This is a genomic window from Methylobacterium currus (assembly GCF_003058325.1).
Taxonomy (GTDB): Bacteria; Pseudomonadota; Alphaproteobacteria; order Rhizobiales; family Beijerinckiaceae; genus Methylobacterium; species Methylobacterium currus.
Genome location: NZ_CP028843.1, coordinates 1848258 through 1874027 on the forward strand (window position 1 = coordinate 1848258; position 25770 = coordinate 1874027).

Here is a 25770-nt window from a genome sequence, read left to right on the forward strand (position 1 = left end):
GGCCCGCCGCTCCGTGTCGGCTCAGGCCTCGCCGCGGCCCTTCACCTTGAGCGCCGCCTGCGCCGCCGCGAGCCGCGCGATCGGCACCCGGAAGGGCGAGCAGGAGACGTAGTCGAGGCCGGTCTCCTGGCAGAAGGCGATCGAGGCCGGGTCGCCGCCATGCTCGCCGCAGATGCCGAGCTTCAGCTTGTCCCGCACCGCCCGGCCGCGCTCGGCGGCGAGCCGCACCAGCTCGCCGACGCCCTCCTGGTCGATCGACACGAAGGGGTCGGAGGCCAGGATGCCGCGCTGCGTGTACGGCCCGAGGAACCGGCCCGCATCGTCGCGGCTGATGCCGAGCGTCGTCTGGGTCAGGTCGTTGGTGCCGAAGGAGAAGAACTCCGCCGTCTGGGCGATGTCGCCGGCCCGGAGGGCCGCGCGCGGCAGCTCGATCATCGTGCCGACCTGGTACTCGACCTCGCTGCCGGTCTCCGAGGCCACGGCCTTCGCCATGGCGTCGATGCGGGCCTTGACCAGGTCGAACTCGGTGCGGGTGAAGACCAGCGGCACCATCACCTCGGCGATGATCGGCGTGCCGGTCTGCTTGGCGGCCTCGACGGCGGCCTCGAAGATGGCCCGCGCCTGCATTTCGGCGATCTCCGGGTAGAGGATCGCCAGCCGGCAGCCGCGGAAGCCGAGCATCGGGTTGAACTCGTGCAGCTCGTTCATCCGACGCCGCACCTTGTCCTCCTGGACGCCGGTGGCGGCGGCGACCTCGCCGATCTCCTTGTCGGAATGCGGCAGGAACTCGTGCAGCGGCGGATCGAGGAGCCGGATCGTCACCGGCAGGCCCGACATGATGGTGAACAGCTCGACGAAGTCCTGGCGCTGGTACGGCAGGAGCTTGGCGAGCGCGGCGCGGCGGCCCTCCGCGTCGTCGGCCAGGATCATCTCGCGCATCGCCACGATGCGCTCTTCCTGGAAGAACATGTGCTCGGTGCGGCACAGGCCGATGCCCTCGGCGCCGTACTTGCGCGCGGTGCGGGCGTCGAGCGGCGTCTCGGCGTTGGTGCGGACCTTCATGGTGCGCACGGCATCGGCCCATTCCATCAGGGCGGCGAAATCGCCCGACATCTCGGGCTCGATCATCTCGACGGCGCCCTGCATCACCTGGCCGTTCGAGCCGTCGATGGTGATGCGGTCGCCGGCCTTGAGGGTGACGCCGCCGACCGACAGGGTGCGGGCGGCGTAGTCGACCCGGATCGAGCCGGCGCCGGAGACGCAGGGCTTGCCCATCCCGCGGGCGACCACCGCCGCGTGCGAGGTCATGCCGCCGCGGGTCGTCAGGATGCCTTCCGCGGCGTGCATGCCGTGGATGTCCTCCGGCGAGGTCTCGACGCGGACCAGGATGACCTTGCGCTCGGCCTTCTTGGCGGCCTCGGCCTCCTCGGAATTGAACACGATCTCGCCGGATGCCGCGCCCGGCGAGGCCGGCAGGCCGGTGGCGATCACCTTGCGCTCGGCCTTCGGGTCGATGGTCGGGTGCAGCAGCTGGTCGAGGGAGGCGGGCTCGACGCGGCCGACCGCCTCCTCGTGGGTGATGAGGCCTTCCGCCGCCAGCTCGACGGCGATGCGCAGCGCGGCCTTCGCCGTGCGCTTGCCGTTGCGGGTCTGCAGCATCCAGAGCTTCCCGGTCTCGACCGTGAACTCCATGTCCTGCATGTCGCGGTAATGGTGCTCGAGCAGGCCGTAGATCCGCACCAGCTCGGCATAGGCCTCCGGCATCGCCCGCTCCATCGAGGGCTTGTCGGAGCCGGATTCGATGCGGGCGGCCTCGGTGATGTCCTGCGGCGTGCGGATGCCCGCCACCACGTCCTCGCCCTGCGCGTTGATCAGGAACTCGCCGTAGAGCGCCTTCTCGCCGGTGGAGGGGTTGCGGGTGAAGGCGACACCGGTGGCCGAGGTCTCGCCCATGTTGCCGAAGACCATGGCCTGGACGTTGACCGCGGTGCCCCAGCTCGCCGGGATGTTGTGCAATTCGCGGTACTTGTTGGCGCGCGGGTTCATCCACGAGCCGAACACCGCGCCGATCGCGCCCCAGAGCTGGGCCTGCGGGTCCTGCGGGAAATCCTGGCCGAGCTCGCGCTTCACCAGCGCCTTGTACTCGCCGATTAGGTGCTTCCAGTCGGCGGCGCCGAGCTCGGTGTCGAGGGTGAGGCCCTTCTCGTCCTTGTAGCGCTCCAGCACCTCCTCGAAGGAATGGTGCTCCACGCCGAGCACCACGTTCGAATACATGGTGATGAAGCGTCGGTAGCTGTCATAGGCGAAGCGCTCGTCGCCGGCGCCGCGGGCGAGCGCCTCGACCGTGGTGTCGTTGAGCCCGAGGTTGAGCACCGTGTCCATCATGCCGGGCATCGAGGCCCGGGCCCCGGAGCGCACCGAGACGAGGAGAGGCGACTCGGCATCGCCGAAGCGGCGACCGGTCAGGCTACCGACCGCCTCGAGCGCCGCGGCGACCTGGCCCTCGAGCTCCGGCGGGTATTGCCGGCCGTGATCGTAGTAGTAGGTGCAGACCTCGGTCGTGATGGTGAAGCCCGGCGGCACCGGGAGCCCGAGATTCGACATCTCCGCGAGGTTCGCGCCCTTGCCTCCGAGCAGGTCGCGCATCGCCGACTTCCCCTCGGCCTTGCCGTCGCCGAAGGTGTAGACCCACTTCGCCATCTCACTTCCGGCCATGTCTCTCGTCCGTTCGTAGCGGCTGCCGCCTGACGTCCCGCCGGGGTTGGACCATTCGCAACCCCAACGCAAGCTGAACGGCAGCGCCGTCCAGCACCCTCGCGCGCGGAGAATCCCTCAGTCCGGCTTCTGCGGGGAATGTAGCGCCCGGCAGTCGGGCGGCGACCGGTCAGGCGAGCTGGACGATGAGTCCGTTCTGGATCGTCACCCGCCGGTCCATCCGACCCGCCAGTTCCAGGTTATGGGTGGCAATGAGGGCCGCGACCCCGGAGGCGCGCACCAGGGAGACCAGGATCGCGAAGACGTGGCCCGCGGTCTGCGGGTCGAGGTTGCCGGTCGGTTCGTCGGCGAGCAGCAGCCGCGGGCCGTTGGCGAGCGCCCGCGCGATGGCGACGCGCTGCTGCTCGCCGCCGGACAGTTCCGCCGGGCGGTGGCTCAGACGCTCCTTGAGGCCGAGGAACGACAGGAGTTCCGAGGCGCGGGACCGCGCTTCCTTCGCCGGGAGGCCGCGGATGAGCTGGGGCAGCACCACGTTCTCCAGCGCCGAGAATTCGGGCAGCAGGTGGTGCGACTGGTAGACGAAGCCCATCTCCTCGCGCCGCATCCGGGTGCGGGCGGCATCGTCCATCCGGGCGCTCGGCTGGCCGCCGATATAGACCTCGCCGCCGTCCGGCCGCTCCAGCAGGCCGGCGACGTGGAGCAGGGTCGACTTGCCGGTGCCGGACGGCGCCACGAGGGCGACGATCTCGCCGGGCCAGATCGCGAGGTCGGCCCCGCGCAGGATCTCGAGATGGCCGCTGCCTTGGGCGTAGCGCCGCTCGACCTGGGCGAGGAAGAGCGCCGGGACCGGCTGCTGCTGGGTGTCGTCCATCAGGGTCGAACGCCTCTCGCGGAGCAGCGCGGGGCGGAGCGCATGGGTGGAACGGGTCGCGGCATCCGGACGGTACTCGGGAACAGGATCGGGGGGCGAACGCCCGACGGCTCAGCCGTAGCGCAGGGCCTGCACCGGGTCGAGCCGGGCGGCGCGCCAGGACGGGTAGAGAGTGGCGAGGAGCGACAGCACCATCGACATGGCCACGACCGCCACGACCTCGCTCGCATTGGTCTCGGACGGGATCTCCGACAGGAACCGCACCGTCGGGTCCCAGGCGCCGGGAAACAGCGTGCGCTGGATCGCCGTGAGGTTCGCCGAGAAGACCAGCCCGAGGGCGAAGCCGGCCAGCGTGCCGAGGATGCCGATCGAGGCGCCGGTGATCAGGAACACCCGCATGATCGCGCCCCGCGTCGCCCCCATGGTGCGCAGGATCGCGATGTCGCTCGACTTGTCCTTCACCAGCATGATCAGGCCGGAGACGATGTTGAGCGCCGCCACCAGCACGATCAGCGTGAGGATGATGAACATCACGTTGCGCTCCACCTCGAGGGCGGAGAAGAAGGTGCGGTTGCGCTGGCGCCAGTCGGTGATCAGCACGGGGCGCTCGGCGGCGAGCTCCAGCTCGCCCCGCGCCTCGCCGACGGAATCGGCGTTGTCGAGGAAGATCTCGATCACCGAGACGTCGCCGTCGCGGTTGAAGAATCCTTGAGCCTCGGTCAGCGGCATGTACACGAAGGTGCCGTCGAACTCGGACATGCCGACCTCGAACACCGCCGCCACGTTGTAGCTCTTGATCCGCGGCGCGGTGCCGAACGGGGTCGTGGCGCCCTTCGGCGTCGCGAGCGTGATCGTGTCGCCCGCCTGCAGCCCGAGGGATTCGGCCAGCCTCTTGCCGATGGCGACGCCGCCGCCGGTGTCGAAGGTCTCCAGCGTGCCGCCCCGGATGGTGTTGGCGACGGAGGGGATCTTCTTCAGGTCGTCGGCCCGCACGCCCCGCACCAGCACGCCGGAGCCGCCGAACTGCGACGAGGCGAAGGCCTGGCCCTCGACCATCGGCAGGGCGAGGTGGACGCCCGCCACCTTGCCGAGCCGGTCCGACAGGTCGGCGAAGTCGGTCAGCGGCCGGTCGATCGGCGCGACGAAGATGTGGCCGTTGATCCCGACGATCTTGCTCAAGAGTTCCTTGCGAAAACCGTTCATCACCGAGAGCACGATGATGAGGGTGGCCACGCCCAGCATGATCCCCAGGAACGAGAACAGGGCGATGACCGAGACGAAGCCCTCTTTCCGCCGGGTGCGCAGGTAGCGCCCGGCGATCGTCCACTCGAAGGGCGCGAAGGGCAGCGTGCCGCCCCCGCCGCGCGCGCCGAGGAGCGCGCCGACCTTCGGCAGGCGGTCGCGGATGGCGGCGAGGGCCATCGGCTCAAGCCGTCCGGTTCTGGCGCAGGTAGGCCGGCACGGCGTCGGGCGCCACGGTCTCGCGGGCGCCGGTGGCGCGGCGCTTCACCTCGACCTTGCCCTCGGCCAGGCCCTTGGGCCCGACGATGACCTGCCAGGGCAGGCCGATCAGGTCGGCCGTGGCGAACTTTCCGCCCGGGCGCTCGTCGCGGTCGTCGTAGAGCACGGTGAGGCCGGCTTCCTCCAGCTCGCCCTGGAGCTTGGCGCAGGCCGCATCCGTGGCGGAATCGCCGACCTTGAGGTTGAGGAGCGCGACGTCGAACGGCGCCACCGCGTCCGGCCACACGATGCCGGCTTCGTCGTGGCCGGCCTCGATGATCGCCGCCACCAGCCGGCTCGGGCCGATGCCGTAGGAGCCCATATGGACCGGGCGCTCCTGCCCGTCCGGCCCGGTGACCTTCGCGCCCATCGGCTCCGAGTACTTGGTGCCGAAATAGAAGATGTGGCCGACCTCGATGCCGCGGGCGGCCATCTGCTCGGGCGCCGGCACGGCCGCGAAGGCGGCGGCGTCGTGCATCTCGGAGGTGGCGGCGTAGCGCGACGTCCAGTGGTCGACGGTCGCCTGGAGGCCCGCGACGTCGTCGAAGTCGGTCGCCGCCTCGGGGGTCGGGAAGTCCAGATAGGCGCGGTCGCAGAAGACCTCGCTCTCGCCGGTCTGGGCCAGGATGATGAACTCGTGGGACAGGTCGCCGCCGATCGGCCCGGTCTCGGCCCGCATCGGGATCGCCTTGAGGCCGAGCCGCGCGAAGGTGCGAAGATACGCCACGAACATCTTGTTGTAGGAGTGCCGCGCGCCGGCCTGGTCGAGGTCGAACGAGTAGGCGTCCTTCATCAGGAACTCGCGCGAGCGCATCGTGCCGAACCGCGGCCGCACCTCGTCGCGGAACTTCCACTGGATGTGGTAGAGGTTCTTCGGCAGGTCCTTGTAGGAGCGCACGGCGGAGCGGAAGATCGCCGTGATCATCTCCTCGTTGGTCGGCCCGAACAGCATGTCGCGCTCGTGCCGGTCCTTGATGCGCAGCATCTCCTTGCCGTACGCGTCGTAGCGGCCCGACTCGCGCCAGAGGTCCGCCGACTGGATCGTCGGCATCAGGAGCTCGACCGCGCCGGAGCGGTTCTGCTCGGCCCGGATGATGTCGGTGACCCGGTTGAGCACGCGCAGGCCCAGCGGCAGCCACGCATAGATGCCGGCCGCCTCCTGGCGGATCATGCCGGCGCGCAGCATCAGCCGGTGCGAGACGATCTCGGCTTCCTTGGGCGTCTCGCGCAGGATGGGCAGGAAGTAGCGGCTGAGACGCATGTCGGACCTTGGCGTGGCAGGCAGGTGGCGTGTCGTCGGGGCAGGGCCCCGGCGGGGACGGCTGATCCCCGGGGAACGCCCTTTTGCACGCTTCCGGCCCCGTTCGCAAAACATGAAACGCAGGGCCGGTGGGCCGACCGGTGCTCCTCCCCCGCGCCCGGCGCGGGTCGGGGAAAGAAAATACGCCGGCCATGCAAAAAAACGCATCAACCTGCTCGAACCCAGGTGACAATGCGAATTCTTCTTCCTATAAGCGTCCTCGCGATGATGCGCAGGCAGGCCGAACGGCGCCGCGCAAGGTCCGAGTCTCGGGAGGAAAAACCAGCCTCAACGCCCGAACGGGTGAACAACAGATCATAGGCTGGTATCAACATTCAGAAAGCTATCAAGCAAGGCTTCCGAGCCTTGCTTTTTTATTTTGCGCTTCGGCGTCGAGGTTCCGCACTTGCCGTTGCGGTCCGCGACCTTGTGAGGCCGCGGCCCGTCACAATCCGGCGAGCGGGAAAGCCGCGACCGCCACGATGAACACCACGTCCGACACGAGCGTGGTCCACACGGCCTTGCGGCGCATCTGCGGCTTGTGTGGCGCACCGAGATCCTGACCCGGCACGATCACCTCGGTCCCGTCGGGGGCGGCCCGGAACGGCAGCACCGCGAAGAGCACCGTCCACCACACCACGAAGTAGAGCGCCCCCGCCCCGAACCCGCTGAGGCGGAAGCCCCAGATCGCCAGCGCCAGCATCGGCAGCATCAGGAGCACACACACCGCGAGGGTGCGCGGCACCGAGGCGGTGGCGCGGTCGAGGAGCGCGTTCACGGTCACGCCTGCTCCAGCTCGACCAGGGTGCCGAGGAAGTCCTTCGGGTGCAGGAACAGCACCGGCTTGCCATGAGCACCGATGCGCGGCTCGCCGGTGCCGAGGATGCGCGCGCCTTGAGCCTTCAGCTTGTCGCGGGCCGCCAGGATGTCGTCGACCTCGTAGCAGACATGGTGGATGCCGCCGCCCGGGTTGCGCTCCAGAAAGGCGTTGATCGGCGAGTCCGCGCCGAGGGGCTCGAGTAGCTCGATCTTGCTGTTGGGGAGTTCGACGAAGATCACCGTCACGCCGTGCTCCGGCTGCGGCAGCGGGGCGGACAGGGTCGCGCCGAGCGTGTCGCGATACACCTTGGCCGAGGCCTCGAGATCCTTCACCGCGATGGCGACGTGGTTGAGCCTGCCGATCATGGGGGTGTTCCTCCGTGTCCCTGGGGCGTTGTTGGTTTTAGGGTGCGGTGCGGGGTCGCGCCACGGCATCGACCCGTCTCGGCGCCGAAACGAAGACCGCTTGGGGCGCCGGTAACCTCCTCCCCCTCTGCAGGTGAAGGCGGCGTCCGGAGTAGGCGGGGGGCGGGGAACCACGCTTCCGGAAGCGGCTGAACCGGCGTGACGGGCGCTACCCGGACCAGCGTCGCGTCGCCCCTCTCCCGCCTCGCATCCGCGAGGCACCCTCCCCCGCAGAGGGGGGAGGGTTGAAGGCGCTATGTCCGGACGCGCCGGCGGGCGACGCCCCTCACACCTCCACCACCATCACGTGGCAGGCCGGCTTCTTGCCCCACACCTCGTTGACGGCGGAGCGGATCGCCCGGTCGACGGCGTTCTCCACCGCCTCGGAATCCCGCCGCTTGACCCGCGACAGGCCGTTGACCGTCCGCTCGACCGCGTCGCCGATGATGTCGATGATGACCTCGCCCTTGCGGCCGTAGCTCGGCAGGCCCATCAGGTCGATCGAGGGCTCGCCCTTGACCTCGCCGTTGCGATCCAGCGCGATCGCCACCGAGACGATGCCCGTGAAGGCGAGCTTGCGCCGCTCGGGGATGGCGCGGTCGTTCGAATCGACCAGGACGTTGCCGTCCTTGTAGATCCGCCCGCTCTTGACGTGGGTCACGATCTCCGGCTCGCCCGGCGCCAGCCGGACCAGGGTGCCGTTGCGGGCCTTGACCACCTGGTCCACGCCCTGCTTGCGGGCGAAGGTGGCGTGCTCGGCGAGATGCAGCGCCTCGCCGTGCACCGGCACCGCGATGCGGGGCTTGGTCCAGCGATACATCGCCGCCATCTCGTCGCGGCGCGGATGGCCCGAGACGTGGACGAGCTCGGTGCGGTCGGTGATGACCTGGATACCGGCCTCGATCAGGTCGTTGATGATCGCGCCGACCGCCCGCTCGTTGCCGGGGATCGCCCGCGAGGAGAAGATCACCCGGTCGCCGGGCGACAGCGCGATCTCCGGATGCTCGTCCCGGGAGACGCGGGCCAGGGCCGCCCGCGCCTCGCCCTGCGAGCCGGTGAGGAGCGCCACCACCTTCTCGCGCGGCAGGTAGCCATAGGCCTCGGCGCCGCGGATCTCCGGCAGCCCGTCGAGGTAGCCGCATTCGCGGGCGACATCGATCACCCGGTCCATGGCGCGGCCGACCGCGACCACGTCGCGACCGCAGGCCTGGGCGGCGAGGCAGACGGCGCGCATGCGGGCGACGTTCGACGCAAAGGTCGTCACCGCGACCCGGTGCGGCGAGTTGCGGATCAACTCGGCGAGGTGATCGGCCACCTCCGCCTCGCTCGGCGAGCGGCCCTCTCGGGTGACGTTGGTCGAATCGCAGACGAGCGCCAGCACGCCCTCCTCGCCGAGGCGGGTGAACGTCTCCGCCGAGGTCGAGTTGCCGGCGACCGGCGTATCGTCGAGCTTCCAATCGCCGGTATGGAGCACCATCCCGAGCGGCGTGCGGATGGCGAGGGCATTCGCCTCGGGGATCGAGTGGGCGACCGGCACGTACTCGATCGAGAACGGTCCGAGCTCGAGGCGGCCGTCCGCCGGCACCTCGCGCATGTCGACCTTGGGCGCGCCCGGCTCGCCGAGGCGGCGGGCCTCGATCAGGTTCTTGGTGAAGCGGGTGGCGTAGATCGGCACCTTCAGCTTGGGCCACAGCTCGCCGATGGCACCGATATGGTCCTCGTGGCCGTGGGTGATTAGGATGCCGAGCAGGTTCTCGCGATGCTCCTCGGCGAAGCTGATATCCGGATACATCAGGTCGACACCCGGCATGTGCTCCTCGCTGGCGAAGCCCATGCCGAGATCGACCATGATCCACTTGCGGTGCTTCGGAGGACCGAAGCCGTAGAGCGCGGCGTTCATGCCGATCTCACCCACCCCACCGAGGGGCACGAAGATCAGCTCATCTCCCTTGTTCGACATTCCCATACCATCATCACACGGACCGCCGTCGCGGTCCCACTCGAGGAACGGCCTCGTCTGCCGTCACGGTCACGGCGCCGTCATGTTGCGTGTGCGGCCGGGAAACGGCCGCGCGGCGGCGGCGCCGTGGGGCGCCCCGCCGGAAGACTTCGAACGTGTCGGAAAGGCGTCGTCGCCGCGCGGGCGCCGGTCCGCCTCCCCGTCAGGCCGCGCTGGCGGCCGCTCCGAAATGCACCTCGCCGGCGGAGACCGCGATGCGGTTCCCCTCCGCCGGCCGGACGACCAGTCGGCCGCCCTCGTCGATCGTCTCGAAGATCCCGGTGACGCTCCGCCCGCCGGCCTGGACGCTGACCGGTCCGCCGAGGCCCGCGGCCGCGGCGAGCCAGGCCTGGCGGACCCGCGAAAAGCCCCGTCCCTCGTCCCACAGCCGCTCGGCCTCGACCCAGGCAGCGGTCAGCAGGCGGAACAGCCCCGGCGCGTCGACGGTGTAGCCGGCATCCGCCAGGGAGGTCGCCGCGTAGGGCAATCCTTCGGGGGCGCCGGTCACGTTGATGCCGATGCCGACCGTGACGACCGTGCCGCGGCCCGGCAGCGTCTCCATCTCGAGCAGGATGCCGACGAGCTTGGCGCCGCCCAGCAGCACGTCGTTCGGCCATTTGAGCCTGAAATCCGGAGCGCGTCCGTCGGGCCCTGGACCGCAGGCGCGGTGGAGCGCCCGCTCCACCGCGAGGCCGGCGACGAAGCTCAAGGTCGCGACCCGGTCCGGGGCGAGACCCGCCGGCACCGGCCAGAGCAGGCTCGCGGCGTGGTTGCCGGGGATCCAGCTCCAGCCTTTGCCGCGCCGGCCGCGGCCGCCGGTCTGCTCCACGGCCACGACCCAGAGAGGCCCCGGCGCGCCCTCTTTCGCGCGCGTCAAAGCCTGCGTGCTCGTCGAGCCGAGGCTGTCATGGACCTCGAGGCGGTATCCCGCGGCCGTGGCCGCGGGGTCGAGCACGAAGGTCATGCGCCTAGAACAGCGACTTGGCGGCGGTGCCGGCCAGGCCGACCAGCGGTGCCGGAATCAGCCAGAACAGCAGCACCACCACGCTCGACAGGCCGAGCACGATGCGCAGGCCCGGCCCCATCGGCTCGTAGGCCTCCGCCGGCTCGTCGAAATACATCACCTTGACGAGGCGCAGATAGTAATAGGCGCCGACCACGCTGGTCACCACGCCGATCACCGCCAGGGTCACGAGGTTCGCTTTGATGGCCGCGGCGAAGACGTAGAACTTGGCGAAGAACCCGGCGAGCGGCGGGATGCCGGCGAGCGAGAACATCATCATGGCGAGCAGGAACGCCACCCAGGGATGGGTGCGCGACAGGCCCGACAGGTCGTCGATGGTCTCGTACATCCGGCGGCCCCGCCGCAGCGACAGGATCACCGCGAAGGCGCCGAGCGTCATGGCGAGGTAGATCGCCATGTAGATCACCACGCCGCGCACCCCTTCTTCCGTGCCGGCCGCGAGCCCGATGAGGGCGTAGCCGACATTGGCGATCGACGAATAGGCCATCAGGCGCTTCAGGCTGCGCTGGCCGATCGCCGCGAAGGAGCCCAGCGCCATCGAGGCGATCGACACGAACACGATGATCTGCTGCCACTCGGGCGTGATCACCGGGAAGGCACCGATGAAGACGCGCACGGCCATCGCCATCGCGGCCATCTTGGGGGCCGAGGCGAAGAAGGCGGTGACCGGGGTCGGGGCGCCCTCGTAGACGTCCGGCGTCCACATGTGGAACGGCACGGCGGCGAGCTTGAACGACACGCCGGCGGCAACGAACACCACGCCCAGCACCACGCCGAGGCCCGAGCCCTCGCGGAGCGCGGTGACGATGTGCGGGAACGAGACGGTGCCGGTGAAGCCGTAGACCAGCGAGGCGCCGTAGAGCAGCATGCCGGAGGACAGCGCGCCGAGCACGAAGTATTTCAGGCCGGCCTCGGTCGAGCGCAGGTCGTCGCGGTGGAACGAGGCGATGACATAGGCTGCCAGGCTCTGCAGCTCGAGGCCCATATAGAGCCCGATCAGGTCGTTGGCCGAGGCCATGACCATCATGCCGATCGTCGAGAGGACGATCAGGATCGGGTACTCGAAGCGGGCGATGCGCTCGCGCTCGAAATGCTCCTTCGCCAGCAGGATCGCGGCGGCGGAGCCGATGAGGGTCAGCGCCTTCATCACCCGGGCGAACCCGTCGACGATGAAGGAGCCGTTGAAGGTGGTGACCTTGGCGCCGAAGGGCTGGCTCACCACCGCGAAGAGGGCGAGGATCAGCAGGATCAGGGCCCCGACGCTGACGGCCTCGGTGGAGCGCTCGCCCTTGAAGGCTCCGTAGAGGATCAGCACCAGGACGCCGACCGACAGGATCAGCTCCGGCAGGGCGGGCCCGAGGGCGGGCATGACGATCTGAGCGGCGTTCATCGCGAAAAACTCAGTGCGGGACCGGCAGGGCCGCGGCGGCGGTCTGGGTCGTGGAGAGGGCGGCGCGCAGGCCTTGCATCAGCGCGTCGGTCGAGGGCGCGAAGACGTCGAGGATCGGGCCGGGATGGACGCCGTAATAGATCGTCAGCGCCACCAGGGGGGCGAGGATCAGCATTTCGCGGCGGTCGAGGTCGGCGATCCCCTGCAGGCTCGGCTTCTCGAGCTTGCCGTAGACCACCCGGGCGAACAGCCACAGGGCGTAGGCCGCCGACAGGATGATGCCGAAGACCGAGAAGAACGACACCATCGGGTTGGCCCGGAAGGCGCCCATCATCGCCAGGAACTCGCCGACGAAGCCCGAGGTGCCCGGCAGGCCGACATTGGCCATGGTGAACACCATCATGGCCACCGCATAGAGCGGCATCCGCTTCACGAGACCGCCATAGGCCGAGATCTCGCGGGTGTGCATCCGGTCGTAGATCACGCCGACGCAAAGGAACAGCGCGCCCGAGACGATGCCGTGCGAGATCATCAGGAACAGCGCGCCCTGGATGCCCTGCTCGTTGAGCGTGAACAGGCCCAGCGTCACGAAGCCCATATGCGCCACGGAGGAATAGGCGATCAGCTTCTTGATGTCGGTCTGCACCAGCGCGACCAGCGAGGTGTAGATGATCGCCACCACCGACAGCGTGTAGACCATCGGGGCGAAGGTGTGCGAGGCGTCCGGGAACATCGGCAGCGAGACCCGGATGAAGCCGTAGCCCCCCATCTTCAGGAGGATGCCCGCCAGGATGACCGAGCCGGCGGTCGGCGCCTCGACGTGGGCGTCGGGGAGCCAGGTATGGACCGGCCACATCGGCATCTTCACCGCGAAGGAGGCGAAGAAGGCGAGCCAGAGCCAGATCTGCATGTTCGCCGGGAACCGGGTCTGCAGCAGGGTCGGGATGTCGGTCGTGCCGGCCTGCCAGTACATCGCCATGATGGCGAGCAGCATCAGCACCGAACCGAGCAGGGTGTAGAGGAAGAACTTGAAGGACGCGTAGATCCGCCGCTTGCCGCCCCAGATGCCGATGATCAGGAACATCGGGATTAGGCCGGCCTCGAAGAACAGGTAGAACAACACCAGGTCGAGGGCGCAGAACACGCCGATCATCGTGGTCTCGAGGACCAGGAACGCGACGAAGTACTCTTTCACCCGATGCTCGATCGAGAGCCAGGAGGCGCCGATGCAGAACGGCATCAGGAAGGTGGTGAGCAGCACCAGCGGCATCGAGAAACCGTCGACGCCGAGCTTGAACCGGATCGTGTCCGTCAGCCAGGCGTGGGTCTCGACGAGCTGGAACTGCGCGGTCGCGGTGTCGTAGCGGCCCCAGGCGACCAGGGACAAGAGGAAGGTGGCGAGCGTCGCGATGAGCGCCGCCCAGCGGGCGTTGCGCCGGACCGATTCGTCGTCGCCGCGGAGCGTCAGGATGAACGCGGCGCCGACGAGCGGCAGGATGAGGAGGCCGGAGAGGATCCCGAGGCCGAGCATGATTCTCTGTTCTCCGGTCAGGTCAGTGGGTGGCCGCGGAGACGCCGGTCATCAGGTACCAGCTCACCAGGGCGGCGACGCCGACCAGCATCACGAAGGCGTAGTGGTAGACGTAGCCGGTCTGGAAGCGGACCACGCCGCGGGTGATGTCGACGACGCGGGCGGCGATGCCGTTCGGGCCCATCCCGTCGATGATGCGGCCGTCGCCGACCTTCCACAGGAACTCGCCGAAGCCCTTGGCCGGGCGGACGAAGATCCGGTCGTAGATCTCGTCGAAGTACCACTTGTTGAGCAGGAAGCGGTACAGCAGCGGCTGGCTCTGGGCGAGCTGGTTCGGCAGCTCCGGCCGGCGGATATACATCCAGAAGGCGAGCAGGAAGCCCAGCACCAGCATCACGAAGGGCGAGTTCTGCACCCAAGCAGGCGCATTGTGGATCTCGTGCATGATGTGGTTGTCGGGGCCGTGCGCGAGCGCGCCCTTCCAGAACTCGTCCATGCCCTCGCCGATGAACCGGTTCTTGAACACCAGGCCGGCGAAGAGCGCGCCCGCTGCGAGGATGGCCAGCGGGATCGTCATCACCCGCGGGCTCTCGTGCGGGGTGTGGGGGTGGTGATCGTGATGCTCGAGCGCCGAGTGCGAGGCCGGCTCGACGTCGTGGCCCTTGTCGTCGTGGGCGACGCCCTCGTGGTGGCCCGGAGCGCCGTCGGCCTGAACCGCCGCATGGGCGACGGCCGGGTGGTGCGCGGCGTGCGCATCCGCATGGTGGTCGTCATGGCCATGCGCATGGCTGTCGCCATGGGCATGCGCGTTCTGCCAGCGCGCCTGACCCTCGAAGGTCAGGAAGAACAGGCGCCAGGAGTAGAACGAGGTGAAGAACGCCGCGATCACGGTCGCCAGGAAGGCCAGCACATGGCCCGGCCGGGTCGACATGTAGGCCGCCTCGATGATGGCGTCCTTCGAGTAGAAGCCGGCGGTGAAGGGGAAGCCGATCAGCGCGAGCGTCCCGATCGCCATCATGGCGGTGGTGAAGGGGATGTAGCGCCGGAGGGCACCCATGTTCCGCATGTCCTGCTCGTGGTGCATCGCATGGATGACCGAGCCGGCGCCGAGGAACAGCAGCGCCTTGAAGAAGGCGTGGGTGAAGAGGTGGAACACGCCCGCCGCGTAGGCGCCGACGCCCAGCGCCACGAACATGTAGCCGAGCTGCGAGCAGGTCGAGTAGGCGATGACGCGCTTGATGTCGTTCTGAACCAGGCCGACGGTCGCGGCGAAGAAGGCCGTGATGCCGCCGACCACCGTGACGACGATGAGGGCGTTCGGCGCCGCGTCGAAGAGCGGCGACAGGCGGGCGACCATGAACACGCCGGCGGTCACCATCGTGGCGGCATGGATCAGCGCCGAGACCGGGGTCGGGCCTTCCATCGCGTCCGGCAGCCAGGTGTGCAGCAGGAACTGCGCCGACTTGCCCATCGCGCCCATGAACAGCAGCAGGCAGCAGAGGGTCAGCGCGTTCCAGTCGTAGCCGAGGAAGTGGAACGTCGCGTCCTTCAGCTCCGGCACCTTCGGGAAGATGCCGTCGAAGGCGACCGCGCCGAACAGCACGAAGCACAGGAAGATGCCGAGCGAGAAGCCGAAATCGCCGACACGGTTGACGATGAACGCCTTCATCGCCGCCGCGTTGGCCGAGGGCTTCTCGTACCAGAAGCCGATCAGCAGGTACGAGGCGAGGCCGACGCCCTCCCAGCCGAAGAACATCTGGACGAGGTTGTCCGACGTCACCAGCATCAGCATGGCGAAGGTGAAGAGCGACAGGTAGGCGAAGAACCGCGGCCGGTGCGGGTCCTCGTGCATGTAGCCCATCGAGTAGAGGTGCACGAGCGCCGAGACGCTGTTGACCACGACCAGCATCACCGCGGTGAGCGTGTCGGCCCGGAACGCCCAGTCGACCGTGAGGCCGCCGGCGGTGAACCAGGTCGCGACGTGGTGCTTGGTGGCGCCGTGGCCGTGCCCGCCGGTCACTTCGAAGAAGGCGACCCAGGACAGCAGCGCCACGAAGACGAGGATGCCGGTGGTCACCACCTCGCTGGCCCGCGGGCCGATGCGGCGCCCGAACAGACCGGCGATGAGGAAGCCGATCAGGGGCAGGAAGACGATCGCGTGGTACATGCTCGGGGTCCGGCCTCGCGTGACGGGTGCCGCTGCGGCGCTGGTTTTCGGGGCGAAGGGCGTGCGGGCCTGAGGCCGCGTCAGCCCTTCATCATGTTGACGTCCTCGACGGCGATCGAGCCGCGGTTGCGGAAGAACACCACCAGGATGGCGAGGCCGATCGCCGCCTCGGCGGCGGCGACGGTCAGCACGAACAGGGCGAAGACCTGGCCGACGATGTCGCCGAGATGGGTCGAGAACGCCACCAGGTTGATATTCACGGCGAGCAGGATCAGCTCGACCGACATCAGGATGACGATGATGTTCTTGCGGTTGATGAAGATGCCGAGCACCCCGAGGGTGAACAGGATCGCGGCGACCGTCAGGTAATGGCTCAAACCGATCATCGTGCCTCTCGGCCGCGGGCGGCCGCCTTCGTGTCGCGAGGCGCAAGGACGCCTCGCCGCTCGTGTCATCAGCCTCGCGAGGCGGTCAGGCCCCGCACGAACTCTCCAGGCCGTGACCCGGTGGGGCCACGACGTCCCTCAGACCTCGACGCCCTGTCCGGTCGGGACCTTGCGCACCTCGACGGCGTCGGCCTGGGTGCGGGCGTTCTGGACCGCGATGTCCTGGCGCTTGACGCCCGGCCGGTCGCGCAGGGTCAGCACGATCGCGCCGATCATCGCGACCAGCAGGATCAGCCCGGCGATCTGGAAGAAGAAAAAGTAGTTGGTGTAGAGAACAAGACCGAGGGCCTGCGTGTTGGTGATCGTCTCAGGACCGGGCGTCACCGCCAGCGGACCGTGGACGAGACCCGGATCGATCGTCCAGGAGCCGACGACGAGGAGCAGCTCGATCAGGAATACCGCCCCGATCAGGGCGCCGACCGGCAGGTAGTCCTGGAAGCCCTGGCGCAGCTCGGCGAAATCGACGTCGAGCATCATCACCACGAACAGGAACAGCACCGCGACGGCGCCGACATAGACCACGACCAGGATCATGGCCAGGAACTCCGCCCCCATCAGCACGAACAGCCCGGCGGCGTTCACGAAGGCGAGGATGAGGAAGAGCACCGAGGTCACGGGATTGCGCGAGGCGATCACCATGAAGCCCGAGGCGACGGTGATCGCGGCGAACAGATAGAAGAAGGCGGCGGCTGCGGTCATGCGCTGAAATCATGCCGCCTGACGGCGGCCTCCTGCCCGACCCCCGGAGCGTTCCGGCGGCCCGTCTATAGAACCCGCTCCCGCGGCGCACAACCGGGGGAGCGGCGAATGTGGCGGCGATGGGGAGGATCACCGCCCTTCCCTCTCGCGGATCACGGGAGGGCGAGCGGCCCTCTCCCGATCAGGATCAGCGGTACGGAGCGTCGGCCGCGATGTTGCGGGCGATCTCGCGCTCCCAGCGGTCGCCGTTGGCGAGCAGCTTGGCCTTGTCGTAGAGAAGCTCCTCGCGGGTCTCCACCGAGAACTCGAAGTTCGGCCCCTCGACGATGGCGTCCACCGGGCAGGCTTCCTGGCACATGCCGCAATAGATGCACTTCACCATGTCGATGTCGTAGCGGGTGGTGCGCCGTGTGCCGTCGTTGCGGCGCGGGCCCGCCTCGATGGTGATGGCCTGTGCCGGGCACACCGCCTCGCACAGCTTGCAGGCGATGCAGCGCTCTTCCCCGTTGGGGTAGCGCCGCAGGGCGTGCTCGCCGCGGAAGCGCGGGCCGCGATGGCCCATCTCGAACGGATAGTTGATCGTCGCCTTGGGCTTGAAGAAGTAGCGCATCGCCAGGGCGAACCCGGTGACGAACTCCTTCAACAGCAGGCCGCGGGCGACCTGGTCGAGCTTCATGGCTCGTTCTCCGACGGTTGGGTTCAGGAGACCGGCGCGAGGCCGGTCAGCTTCAGGACGAAGGCGACGACGAAGACCATGACGAGGGAGAGCGGAAGGAACACCTTCCAGCCCAGCCGCATGAGCTGGTCGTAGCGGTAGCGCGGCACCATGGCCTTCACCATGGCGATCATGAAGAACAGGAAGCTGGCCTTGAGGGCGAACCAGATCAGGCCCGGCACCCAGGTGAAGGGCGCGAACGGGATCGGCGAGAGCCAGCCGCCAAGGAACAGGATCGTGCCGAGCGCGCACATCGTGACGATGGCGACGTACTCGCCGAGCATGAACAGCAGGTACGGGGTGGAGGAGTACTCCACCATGTAACCGGCGACGAGCTCGGACTCGGCCTCCGGCAGGTCGAAGGGCGGGCGGTTCGTCTCGGCCAGCGCCGAGATGAAGAACACCACGAACATCGGGAAGAGCCAGAGCCAGTACCAGCCGAGGATGCCGAGCGAGGTGTCCTGCGCCCGCACAATCTGCGATAGGTTGAGCGAGCCGGCGCACATCAGCACCGTGATGATCACGAAGCCGAGTGAGACCTCGTACGACACCATCTGGGCCGCCGAGCGCAGCGCGCCGAGGAAGGCGTATTTGGAATTCGAGGCCCAGCCGCCCATGATGACGCCGTAGACGCCGAGCGACGAGATCGCGAAGATGTAGGTCATGCCGACATTGATGTCGGCGATGGCCCAGCCGTCGGCGAGCGGGATCACCGCCCAGGCGGCGAGCGCCAGGGTGGCGAAGATCAGCGGCGCCAGCAGAAAGAGGCTCTTGTTGGCGCCCGCCGGGATCACCGGCTCCTTCAGCACGAACTTCAGGAGGTCGGCGAAGGACTGGAACAGGCCGTAAGGACCGACCACGTTCGGGCCGCGGCGCAGCTGCACCGCCGCCCAGATCTTCCGGTCGGCGAGCAGCGCGTAGGCGATGAAGACGAGCAGTGCCACCAGGAGCACGACGCTCTTCAGCGCCACGAGGAGGACGGTGCCCAGCACCTCCCAGACGGTCATCGGTCGGCGCTCCTCATTCGGCCGCTTCGAGGGCTCGCCCGCGGGCGAGACCCGAGCACTCGGCGAGCACCCGCGAGGCGCGGGCGATCGGGTTGGTGAGATAGAAATCGGCGACGCCTGAGCGGAACGGCTCGCGGCCGGGCTCGCCCGACAGACCCGCGAGCGTCGCCAGCGCCGCGGCGCCATCGGCCGCCGCCACCTGGTCGATGCCGGCGAAGTGCGGATGCGCGGCGTAGAGCGCCTTGCGCAGGGCGCCGAGCGAGTCGAACGGCAGGCGCTGACCGAGCACGTCCGACAGGGCGCGCAGGATCGCCCAGTCCTCCCGGGCATCGCCCGGGGGAAAGGCCGCCCGATTGGCAAGTTGCACCCGGCCCTCGAGGTTGACGTAGGTCGCCGACTTCTCGGTATAGGCGGCGCCCGGCAGGATCACGTCGGCGCGGTGGGCGCCCTTGTCGCCATGCGTGCCCTGGTAGATCACGAAGGCGCCCGGACCGACCTCGACCTCGTCGGCGCCGAGGTTGAACAGCACGTCGAGCGCGTTGGGCTTCGTCATCTCGGCGAAGGTCAGCCCGCCCTCCCCCGGCACGAAGCCGAGATCGAGGGCGCCGACGCGGGCGGCGGCGTTGTGCAGCACGCCCAGCCCATTCCAGCCCTCGGCCTTCGCCCCGAGGCCCTGGATCAGCTTGGCGACCGCCGCGAGGAGGCCCGAGGCGTCCGGACGGGCGAGCGCCGACTGGCCGATGATGACCAGCGGCCGCTCGGCGCCCTTCAGCGCGTCCGCGAAGCTGTGGCGGCCGGACGCGACCTCCGCGAGGGTCTCGGGGCCGGCGCCCAGATAGGTGTGGGGATAGGTGAGGTCCGCGTCCTCGCCGATCACGCCGATTTGGATCGGGCTCATCCGCCAGCGCTTGCGGATGCGGGCGTTCAGCAGCGAGGCCTCGGTGCGGGGATTGGCGCCGACCATCAGGATCGCGTCCGCGTGCTCGATGCCGGCGATGCCGGGCCCGAAGGTGTAGGCGGCCCGGCCCCAGGCCGGATCGATCATGGCCCCGTCCTGTCGGCAATCGAGGTTCTGGACCTTGAGTGAGGCCATCAGGGTCTTGAGGGCGAAGATCTCCTCGACGCCGGCGAGGTCACCCACGATCGCGCCGACGCGCTTCGGATCGGCGCCCTTGAGCTTGGCCCCGATCGCCCCGAAGGCCTCGGCCCAGGAGGCCGGCCGCAGGCGGCCGTTCTCGCGCAGGTACGGGCGGTCGAGGCGCTGGAGGCGAAGGCCGTCGACGACGTGGCGGGTCTTGTCGGAGATCCACTCCTCGTTGATCGCCTCGTTCACCCGCGGCTCGATCTGCATCACCTCGCGGCCGCGGGTGTCGACGCGGATCGCCGAGCCGACCGCATCCATCACGTCGACGGACTCGGTCTTGTTCAGCTCCCAGGGGCGGACGTTGTAGGATTGCGGCTTGTGGACCAGCGCGCCGACCGGGCACAGGTCGGCGACGTTGCCCTGCAGCTCCGATTCCATCGCGCGCTCGAGGTAGGAGGTGATCTCCATGTCCTCGCCGCGGCCGATGGCGCCGAGATCCGGCACGCCGGCCACTTCCGCCAGGAACCGGACGCAGCGGGTGCAGTGGATGCAGCGGTTCATCGCGGTCCGCACCAGCGGGCCGATATACTTCTCCTCGACGGCGCGCTTGTTCTCGCCGTAGCGGGTCGAGTCGACGCCGTAGGCCATGGCCTGGTCCTGCAGGTCGCAATGGCCGCCCTGGTCGCAGATCGGGCAATCGAGGGGGTGGTTGATGAGGAGGAACTCCATCACCCCCTCGCGGGCCTTCTTGGTCAGGGCCGACTTGGTCGACACCGCCGGCGGCTCGCCGTTCGGGCCCGGGCGGCAGTCGCGCACGGCCCAGGCGCAGGAGGCGACGGGCTTCGGCGCGCCTTTGAGCTCGACCAGGCACATGCGGCAATTGCCGGCGATCGACAGCCGCTCGTGGAAGCAGAAGCGCGGGATCTCGGCGCCTGCGACCTCGCAGGCCTGCAGGAGGGTGTAGTCCGGCGGGACATCGACCTCGATGCCGTCGACGAGGATCTTGGTCATGCGGTCAACTCTCAGGCGAGGTCCGCGGGGCGCGCGTTCCCGCGCGCCGGGCCGGCGGACCGTGAAGGCGAGTCATGATGGGCGAGATGGGCCACCGCTTCACTCCGCGGCCATCGGCACCGGGGTCGGGTGCGGGTTGGCGGTGTAGCGGTCGATGCGCTTCTCGATCTCGGGGCGGAAGTGCCGGATCAGGCCCTGGATCGGCCAGGCTGCGGCGTCGCCGAGCGCGCAGATCGTGTGTCCCTCGATCTGCTTCGTCACGTCGAGCAGCATGTCGATCTCGCGCTTCTGCGCCCGGCCTTCCGCCATGCGCAGCATCACGCGCCACATCCAGCCGGTGCCCTCGCGGCACGGCGTGCACTGGCCGCAGGATTCGTGCTTGTAGAAGTACGAGATGCGGGCGATCGCCGAGACCATGTCGGTCGACTTGTCGAACACCATCACGGCGGCGGTGCCGAGACCCGACTTCAGGTTCCGCAGCGTGTCGAAATCCATCGGCGCGTCGATGATCTCGGCGGCCGGCACCAGCGGAACCGAGGAGCCTCCGGGGATCGAGCAGAGCAGGTTGTCCCAGCCGCCGCGCATGCCGCCGCAATGCCGGTCGATCAGCTCGCGGAAGGTGATGCCGAGCTCTTCCTCGACGTTGCAGGGCTTGTTGACGTGGCCCGAGACGCAGAAGAGCTTGGTGCCCGTATTGTTCGGCCGGCCGAGGCCTGCGAACCAGGCGCCGCCGCGGCGCAGGATGGTGCCCGCCACCGCGATCGACTCGACGTTGTTCACCGTGGTCGGGCAACCATAGAGGCCCATATTGGCCGGGAACGGCGGCTTGAGCCGCGGCATCCCCTTCTTGCCCTCCAGGCTCTCGATCAGCGCCGTCTCCTCGCCGCAGATATAGGCACCGGCGCCGTGGTGGACGTAGATGTCGAAGGGGTAGTCGTGGACGTTGCTCTCGCCGACGAGGCGGGCGGCGTAGGCCTCGTCCACCGCGCGCTGCAGGGCGTGCTTCTCGGCGACGTACTCGCCGCGGATGTAGATGTAGCAGGCATGCGCGCCCATGGCGAAGCACGCCAGCATGCAGCCCTCGATCAGGAGATGCGGGTCGTGCCGCATGATCTCCCGGTCCTTGCAGGTGCCGGGCTCGGACTCGTCGGCATTCACTACCAGGTAATGCGGCCGGCCGTCCGACTTCTTCGGCATGAAGGACCACTTCAGGCCGGTGGGAAAGCCGGCGCCGCCGCGGCCGCGCAGGCCCGATTTCTTCATCTCCTCGATGATCCAGTCCCGGCCCTGCTGCAGCAGGAACTTCGTACCGTCCCACGCGCCGCGTTTCTTCGCGGCCTCGAGACCGGGGGAGTGGAGACCATAGAGGTTGGTGAAGATCCGATCCTGATCGGCGAGCATGGCGATCGTCCTACAGGCCTGCTGTGAAAGGGGACATCATGTCGATGGCTTACGGCTTCGCCTTGGGGTCGGCCTGAGGGCCGGGCGGGCCCTTGTCGGCCGGCTTGTCCGCATTGGTGAGGCCGACGGGCTTGGCCTGCGATCCGTCGGTCTTCCCCGGTGCGGTCGCCGGCTCGGCGCCGGCCTCCGGCGTCGTGCCCCGGGACGCCGCCACGGGGCGGCCGTCCTCGGGCTTCGAGGGAGTCTGGGTGTAGGAGCGGCCGCTCTGGGGCGCGGGCTTGGCCTCGGGGCCGGTCCGCGTCTCGGCGACGGTGGTGCGCTCGGGCGCCGCCTGGCCCTTCCCGGCCGCCGGGTCGACGGCGGGCTTGCCCTCCGCCGCGCGCTGGACCGGGGTGTCGGCCGCCTTGCTCTCGGCCGGGCGGCCGGCATCGGGACGCGCCGCCTTCGGGGTCTCCGCGGCCGAGGCCTCGGTGCGGGCTTTCTCGCCGGTCGTGTCGGCGCCAGTCTCCTTCAGCCCCTCCTCCTCGAAGCGCTTGCGCCAGGCGCCGACGCGGGAGCCGTCGAACAGCGTCTCGTCCTTGAGGGTCGTGACCGCGTCCTTGGGCTCGGAGGAGGTGCGGCCGATCTGCGAACCGGTCTTCACCGGGCGGCCGGCCGCGAGGTCGTCCATCAGCTTGCCGAGGGACTCAGGGGTGAGGTCCTCGTAGTAGTCGTGGTTGATTTGGGCCATCGGGGCGTTGCAGCACGCGCCCAGGCACTCGACCTCGAGCCAGGAGAAGTTGCCGTCCGGGCTGACATGGCCGGGGGGGCCAAGCCGCTCCTGCAGCATCTGCTTCAGCTCGCGGGCGCCGCAGACGTCGCACGGGACCGTGCCGCAGACCTGGATCCAGTAGCGGCCGACCGGCTCGAGCGCGAACATGGTGTAGAAGGTCGCGACCTCCAGCACCCGGATATGCGGCATGCCGAGCTGGTCGGCCACCGCCTCGATCGCGGCCCGAGGCAGCCAGCCGCCATTCTGCTCCTGCGCCTTCCACAGGAGCGGGATCACGGCCGAGGCCTGGCGCCCCTCCGGGTACTTGGCGATCTGCCCCTTGGCCCATTCGGCGTTCTCAGGCGTGAACGCGAAGCTCTCGGGCTGCTCGGAAACCGGGGCGAGTCTGCGGTTGGCCATGTCTCAAACGTCCATGTCTCAAACGTCTCCGACGGATGCGGTCGCGGGCGCGAGCCCCCTCACCGGTCCACCTCACCGAACACGATGTCGAGCGTGCCGAGGATGCACGATACGTCCGCCAGCATGTGGCCGCGGCACATCCAGTCCATCGCCTGGAGATGGGCGAAGCCCGGAGCGCGGATCTTGCAGCGATACGGCTTGTTGGTGCCGTCGGCGACGAGATACACGCCGAACTCGCCCTTGGGCGCCTCGACCGCTGCGTAGACCTCGCCGGCCGGCACGTGGAAGCCCTCGGTGTAGAGCTTGAAGTGGTGGATGAGCGCCTCCATCGAGCGCTTCATCTCGCGCCGCGGCGGCGGCGCCACCTTGCCGTCCTGCGTGGCGATCGGGCCCTGGCCGGCCGGCTCGCGCAGCTTGGCGATGCACTGCTTCATGATGCGCACCGACTGGCGCATCTCCTCCATGCGGATGACCTGGCGATCGTAGGTGTCGCCGTTCTTCCCCACGGGGATGTCGAATTCCATTTCGTCGTAGGCCTCGTAGGGCTGCGACTTGCGCAGGTCCCACGGGATGCCGGAGCCGCGCACCATCACGCCGGAGAAGCCCCAGGCCAGCGCCTCCTCGACGGTGACGATGCCGATATCGACGTTGCGCTGCTTGAAGATGCGGTTGGCCATCACGAGGTTGTCGAGGTCGTCGACCACCTGCGGGAAGGTCTCGCAGAACGCCTCGATGTCGTCGATCAGGCTCGGGGGCAGATCCTGGTGGACGCCGCCCGGGCGGAAGTAGTTGGCGTGGAGGCGCGCCCCCGAGGCGCGCTCGTAGAAGATCATCAGCTTCTCGCGCTCCTCGAAGCCCCAGAGCGGGGGCGTGAGGGCGCCGACATCCATCGCCTGCGTGGTGACGTTGAGGAGGTGCGACAGGAGCCGGCCGATCTCGCAGTAGAGCGTGCGGATCAGCTTGGCGCGGCGCGGCACCTCGAGGCCGAGCATCCGCTCGATCGCCAGGCAGAAGGCGTGCTCCTGGTTCATCGGCGCGACGTAGTCGAGCCGGTCGAAATAGGGCGTCGCCTGGAGGTAGGTCTTGACCTCGATCAGCTTCTCGGTGCCGCGGTGAAGCAGGCCGATATGCGGGTCGACCCGCTCGACCACTTCGCCGTCCAGCTCCAGCACCAGGCGCAGCACGCCGTGCGCCGCCGGGTGCTGCGGGCCGAAATTGATCGAGAAGTTGCGGATGCTGTGCTCGCCCATGTCGGCTCAGCCTTTCGCCGGTGCCTTGTCGGCCTTCTCGTCGCCGGGGAGCACGTAATCGGTGCCCTCCCAGGGGGACAGGAAGTCGAAGTTGCGGAATTCCTGCGTCAGTCGCACGGGCTCGTAGACCACCCGGGCCTCGTCCTGGTCGTAGCGGACCTCGACGAAGCCGGTGAGCGGGAAGTCCTTGCGGAGGGGATGGCCCTCGAAGCCGTAATCGGTGAGCAGCCGGCGCAGGTCCGGATGGCCCGAGAACAGGATGCCGTAGAGGTCGTAGGTCTCGCGCTCGTACCAGTTCGCGGCCGGGAAGACCGGGATCGCCGACGGGACCGGGGTGCGCTCGTCGGTCTGCACCTTGACGCGGATGCGCCGGTTATGGCGCATCGAGAGCAGATGGTAGACGACGTCGAAGCGCTTCGCCCGGCCCGGATAGTCGGCGCCGCAGATGTCGATGAAGGTCGAGAAGGCGCAGGACGGATCGTCCCGCAGATGCGTCAGCACCCGCAGGATCTCGGAGCCCTCGACCACCACGGTCAGCTCGCCGAAGGTGATTGCCCGGTCGGTGATGGCGGCGCCCAGGGTCTCGGCGAGCGTGTCCGAGAGGCGGGCGAGCGCCGCGTCGCCGGGCTCGGTCTGGGTGTGGGCGCGGATGGTGATGCCGTTGCTCATGGCCAGCCTCAGCGCTCGATCGTGCCGGTGCGGCGGATCTTCTTCTGCAGCAGCAGCACGCCGTAGAGCAGAGCCTCGGCGGTCGGCGGGCAGCCCGGGACGTAGATGTCGACCGGCACCACCCTGTCGCAGCCGCGCACCACCGAGTAGGAATAGTGGTAGTAGCCGCCGCCGTTGGCGCAGGAGCCCATCGAGATGACGTAGCGCGGCTCCGGCATCTGGTCGTAGACCTTGCGGAGGGCGGGAGCCATCTTGTTGGTGAGCGTGCCGGCGACGATCATCACGTCGGACTGGCGCGGCGAGCCGCGGGGGGCGAAGCCGAAGCGCTCGCAATCGTAGCGCGGCATCGACATCTGCATCATCTCGACGGCGCAGCAGGCCAGGCCGAAGGTCATCCACATCAGCGAGCCGGTGCGGGCCCAGGTGATGAGGTCGTCGGCGGTGGTGAGCAGGAAGCCGCGATCGGCGAGCTCGTCGCTGATCGTCAGGAAGGTCGGGTCGTTGGCGCCGATCGGCTTGCCGGTGGCCGGGTCGAGGATACCCTTCGGCTGCGGCGCGATCTCGGGGGCGCGGACGGTGGTGAGGGCCATGGCGGG

The 25770-nt window shown here is 68.9% G+C and carries 21 protein-coding genes; all 21 read right to left on the reverse strand.

All coding sequences use genetic code 11. From position 1 onward, the window contains the following. Positions 1 to 21 precede the first annotated feature (21 nt). Positions 22 to 2700: a pyruvate, phosphate dikinase gene (ppdK, locus tag DA075_RS08620; protein ID WP_099952849.1), complete on the reverse strand. Its 2679-nt coding sequence runs from the start codon at positions 2698 to 2700 to the stop codon at positions 22 to 24. A 184-nt stretch (positions 2701 to 2884) separates the two neighbouring features. After that, entirely contained in the window at positions 2885 to 3586 is a 702-nt protein-coding gene (locus DA075_RS08625) for an ABC transporter ATP-binding protein (protein ID WP_099952850.1), read from the reverse strand. Positions 3587 to 3697: 111 nt separating this feature from the next. Next, entirely contained in the window at positions 3698 to 5008 is a 1311-nt protein-coding gene (locus DA075_RS08630; RefSeq protein WP_099952851.1) for a lipoprotein-releasing ABC transporter permease subunit, read from the reverse strand. A 4-nt stretch (positions 5009 to 5012) separates the two neighbouring features. Further along, entirely contained in the window at positions 5013 to 6347 is a 1335-nt protein-coding gene (proS, locus tag DA075_RS08635; protein WP_099952852.1) for a proline--tRNA ligase, read from the reverse strand. Between the two features lie 484 nt (positions 6348 to 6831). Continuing rightward, the gene (locus tag DA075_RS08640) at positions 6832 to 7170 is read right to left on the reverse strand and encodes a DUF1467 family protein (protein ID WP_232385898.1); all 339 of its coding nucleotides are present in this window, start codon (positions 7168 to 7170) and stop codon (positions 6832 to 6834) included. Next, complete coding sequence (gene mce, locus DA075_RS08645; protein ID WP_048462544.1) at positions 7167 to 7571, reverse strand: methylmalonyl-CoA epimerase; 405 nt, start codon at positions 7569 to 7571, stop codon at positions 7167 to 7169. Before mce ends, DA075_RS08640 begins: the two co-directional genes overlap by 4 nt. 325 nt (positions 7572 to 7896) lie before the next feature. Then, complete coding sequence (locus DA075_RS08650; RefSeq protein ID WP_099952853.1) at positions 7897 to 9570, reverse strand: ribonuclease J; 1674 nt, start codon at positions 9568 to 9570, stop codon at positions 7897 to 7899. Positions 9571 to 9772: 202 nt separating this feature from the next. Then, positions 9773 to 10573: a biotin--[acetyl-CoA-carboxylase] ligase gene (locus tag DA075_RS08655; protein ID WP_099952854.1), complete on the reverse strand. Its 801-nt coding sequence runs from the start codon at positions 10571 to 10573 to the stop codon at positions 9773 to 9775. Positions 10574 to 10577: 4 nt separating this feature from the next. Then, positions 10578 to 12023 (reverse strand): NADH-quinone oxidoreductase subunit NuoN, encoded by a 1446-nt coding sequence (nuoN, locus tag DA075_RS08660; protein ID WP_099952855.1) that lies wholly within the window; start codon positions 12021 to 12023, stop codon positions 10578 to 10580. A 10-nt stretch (positions 12024 to 12033) separates the two neighbouring features. Next, the gene (locus tag DA075_RS08665) at positions 12034 to 13554 is read right to left on the reverse strand and encodes an NADH-quinone oxidoreductase subunit M (protein WP_099952856.1); all 1521 of its coding nucleotides are present in this window, start codon (positions 13552 to 13554) and stop codon (positions 12034 to 12036) included. A 22-nt stretch (positions 13555 to 13576) separates the two neighbouring features. Continuing rightward, positions 13577 to 15721 carry an NADH-quinone oxidoreductase subunit L gene (gene nuoL / locus DA075_RS08670; RefSeq protein ID WP_099952857.1) on the reverse strand — a complete coding sequence of 715 codons (2145 nt, stop codon included), beginning with the start codon at positions 15719 to 15721 and terminating at the stop codon, positions 13577 to 13579. An 80-nt stretch (positions 15722 to 15801) separates the two neighbouring features. Beyond that, complete coding sequence (gene nuoK, locus DA075_RS08675) at positions 15802 to 16107, reverse strand: NADH-quinone oxidoreductase subunit NuoK (RefSeq protein ID WP_048425446.1); 306 nt, start codon at positions 16105 to 16107, stop codon at positions 15802 to 15804. Positions 16108 to 16245: 138 nt separating this feature from the next. Next, positions 16246 to 16866, reverse strand: a complete 621-nt coding sequence (locus tag DA075_RS08680) for an NADH-quinone oxidoreductase subunit J (RefSeq protein ID WP_099952858.1) — start codon at positions 16864 to 16866, stop codon at positions 16246 to 16248. Between the two features lie 187 nt (positions 16867 to 17053). After that, complete coding sequence (gene nuoI / locus DA075_RS08685) at positions 17054 to 17542, reverse strand: NADH-quinone oxidoreductase subunit NuoI (RefSeq protein ID WP_048447551.1); 489 nt, start codon at positions 17540 to 17542, stop codon at positions 17054 to 17056. A gap of 23 nt (positions 17543 to 17565) precedes the next feature. Further along, positions 17566 to 18588 (reverse strand): NADH-quinone oxidoreductase subunit NuoH, encoded by a 1023-nt coding sequence (nuoH, locus tag DA075_RS08690; protein ID WP_099952859.1) that lies wholly within the window; start codon positions 18586 to 18588, stop codon positions 17566 to 17568. Positions 18589 to 18601: 13 nt separating this feature from the next. After that, positions 18602 to 20683 carry an NADH-quinone oxidoreductase subunit NuoG gene (gene nuoG, locus DA075_RS08695; protein WP_099952860.1) on the reverse strand — a complete coding sequence of 694 codons (2082 nt, stop codon included), beginning with the start codon at positions 20681 to 20683 and terminating at the stop codon, positions 18602 to 18604. Between the two features lie 99 nt (positions 20684 to 20782). Next, positions 20783 to 22084, reverse strand: a complete 1302-nt coding sequence (nuoF, locus tag DA075_RS08700) for an NADH-quinone oxidoreductase subunit NuoF (RefSeq protein ID WP_099952861.1) — start codon at positions 22082 to 22084, stop codon at positions 20783 to 20785. A 49-nt stretch (positions 22085 to 22133) separates the two neighbouring features. Then, entirely contained in the window at positions 22134 to 23255 is a 1122-nt protein-coding gene (nuoE, locus tag DA075_RS08705) for an NADH-quinone oxidoreductase subunit NuoE (protein ID WP_099952862.1), read from the reverse strand. 59 nt (positions 23256 to 23314) lie between these two features. Further along, positions 23315 to 24505, reverse strand: coding sequence for an NADH-quinone oxidoreductase subunit D (locus DA075_RS08710; protein ID WP_099952863.1), 1191 nt, complete (start codon positions 24503 to 24505; stop codon positions 23315 to 23317). Between the two features lie 6 nt (positions 24506 to 24511). Continuing rightward, positions 24512 to 25174 (reverse strand): NADH-quinone oxidoreductase subunit C, encoded by a 663-nt coding sequence (locus DA075_RS08715; RefSeq protein ID WP_099952864.1) that lies wholly within the window; start codon positions 25172 to 25174, stop codon positions 24512 to 24514. Between the two features lie 8 nt (positions 25175 to 25182). Further along, on the reverse strand, positions 25183 to 25764 hold the full coding sequence (locus tag DA075_RS08720; protein WP_048453079.1) for a NuoB/complex I 20 kDa subunit family protein: 582 nt from the start codon (positions 25762 to 25764) through the stop codon (positions 25183 to 25185). Between the last annotated feature and the right edge of the window lie 6 nt (positions 25765 to 25770).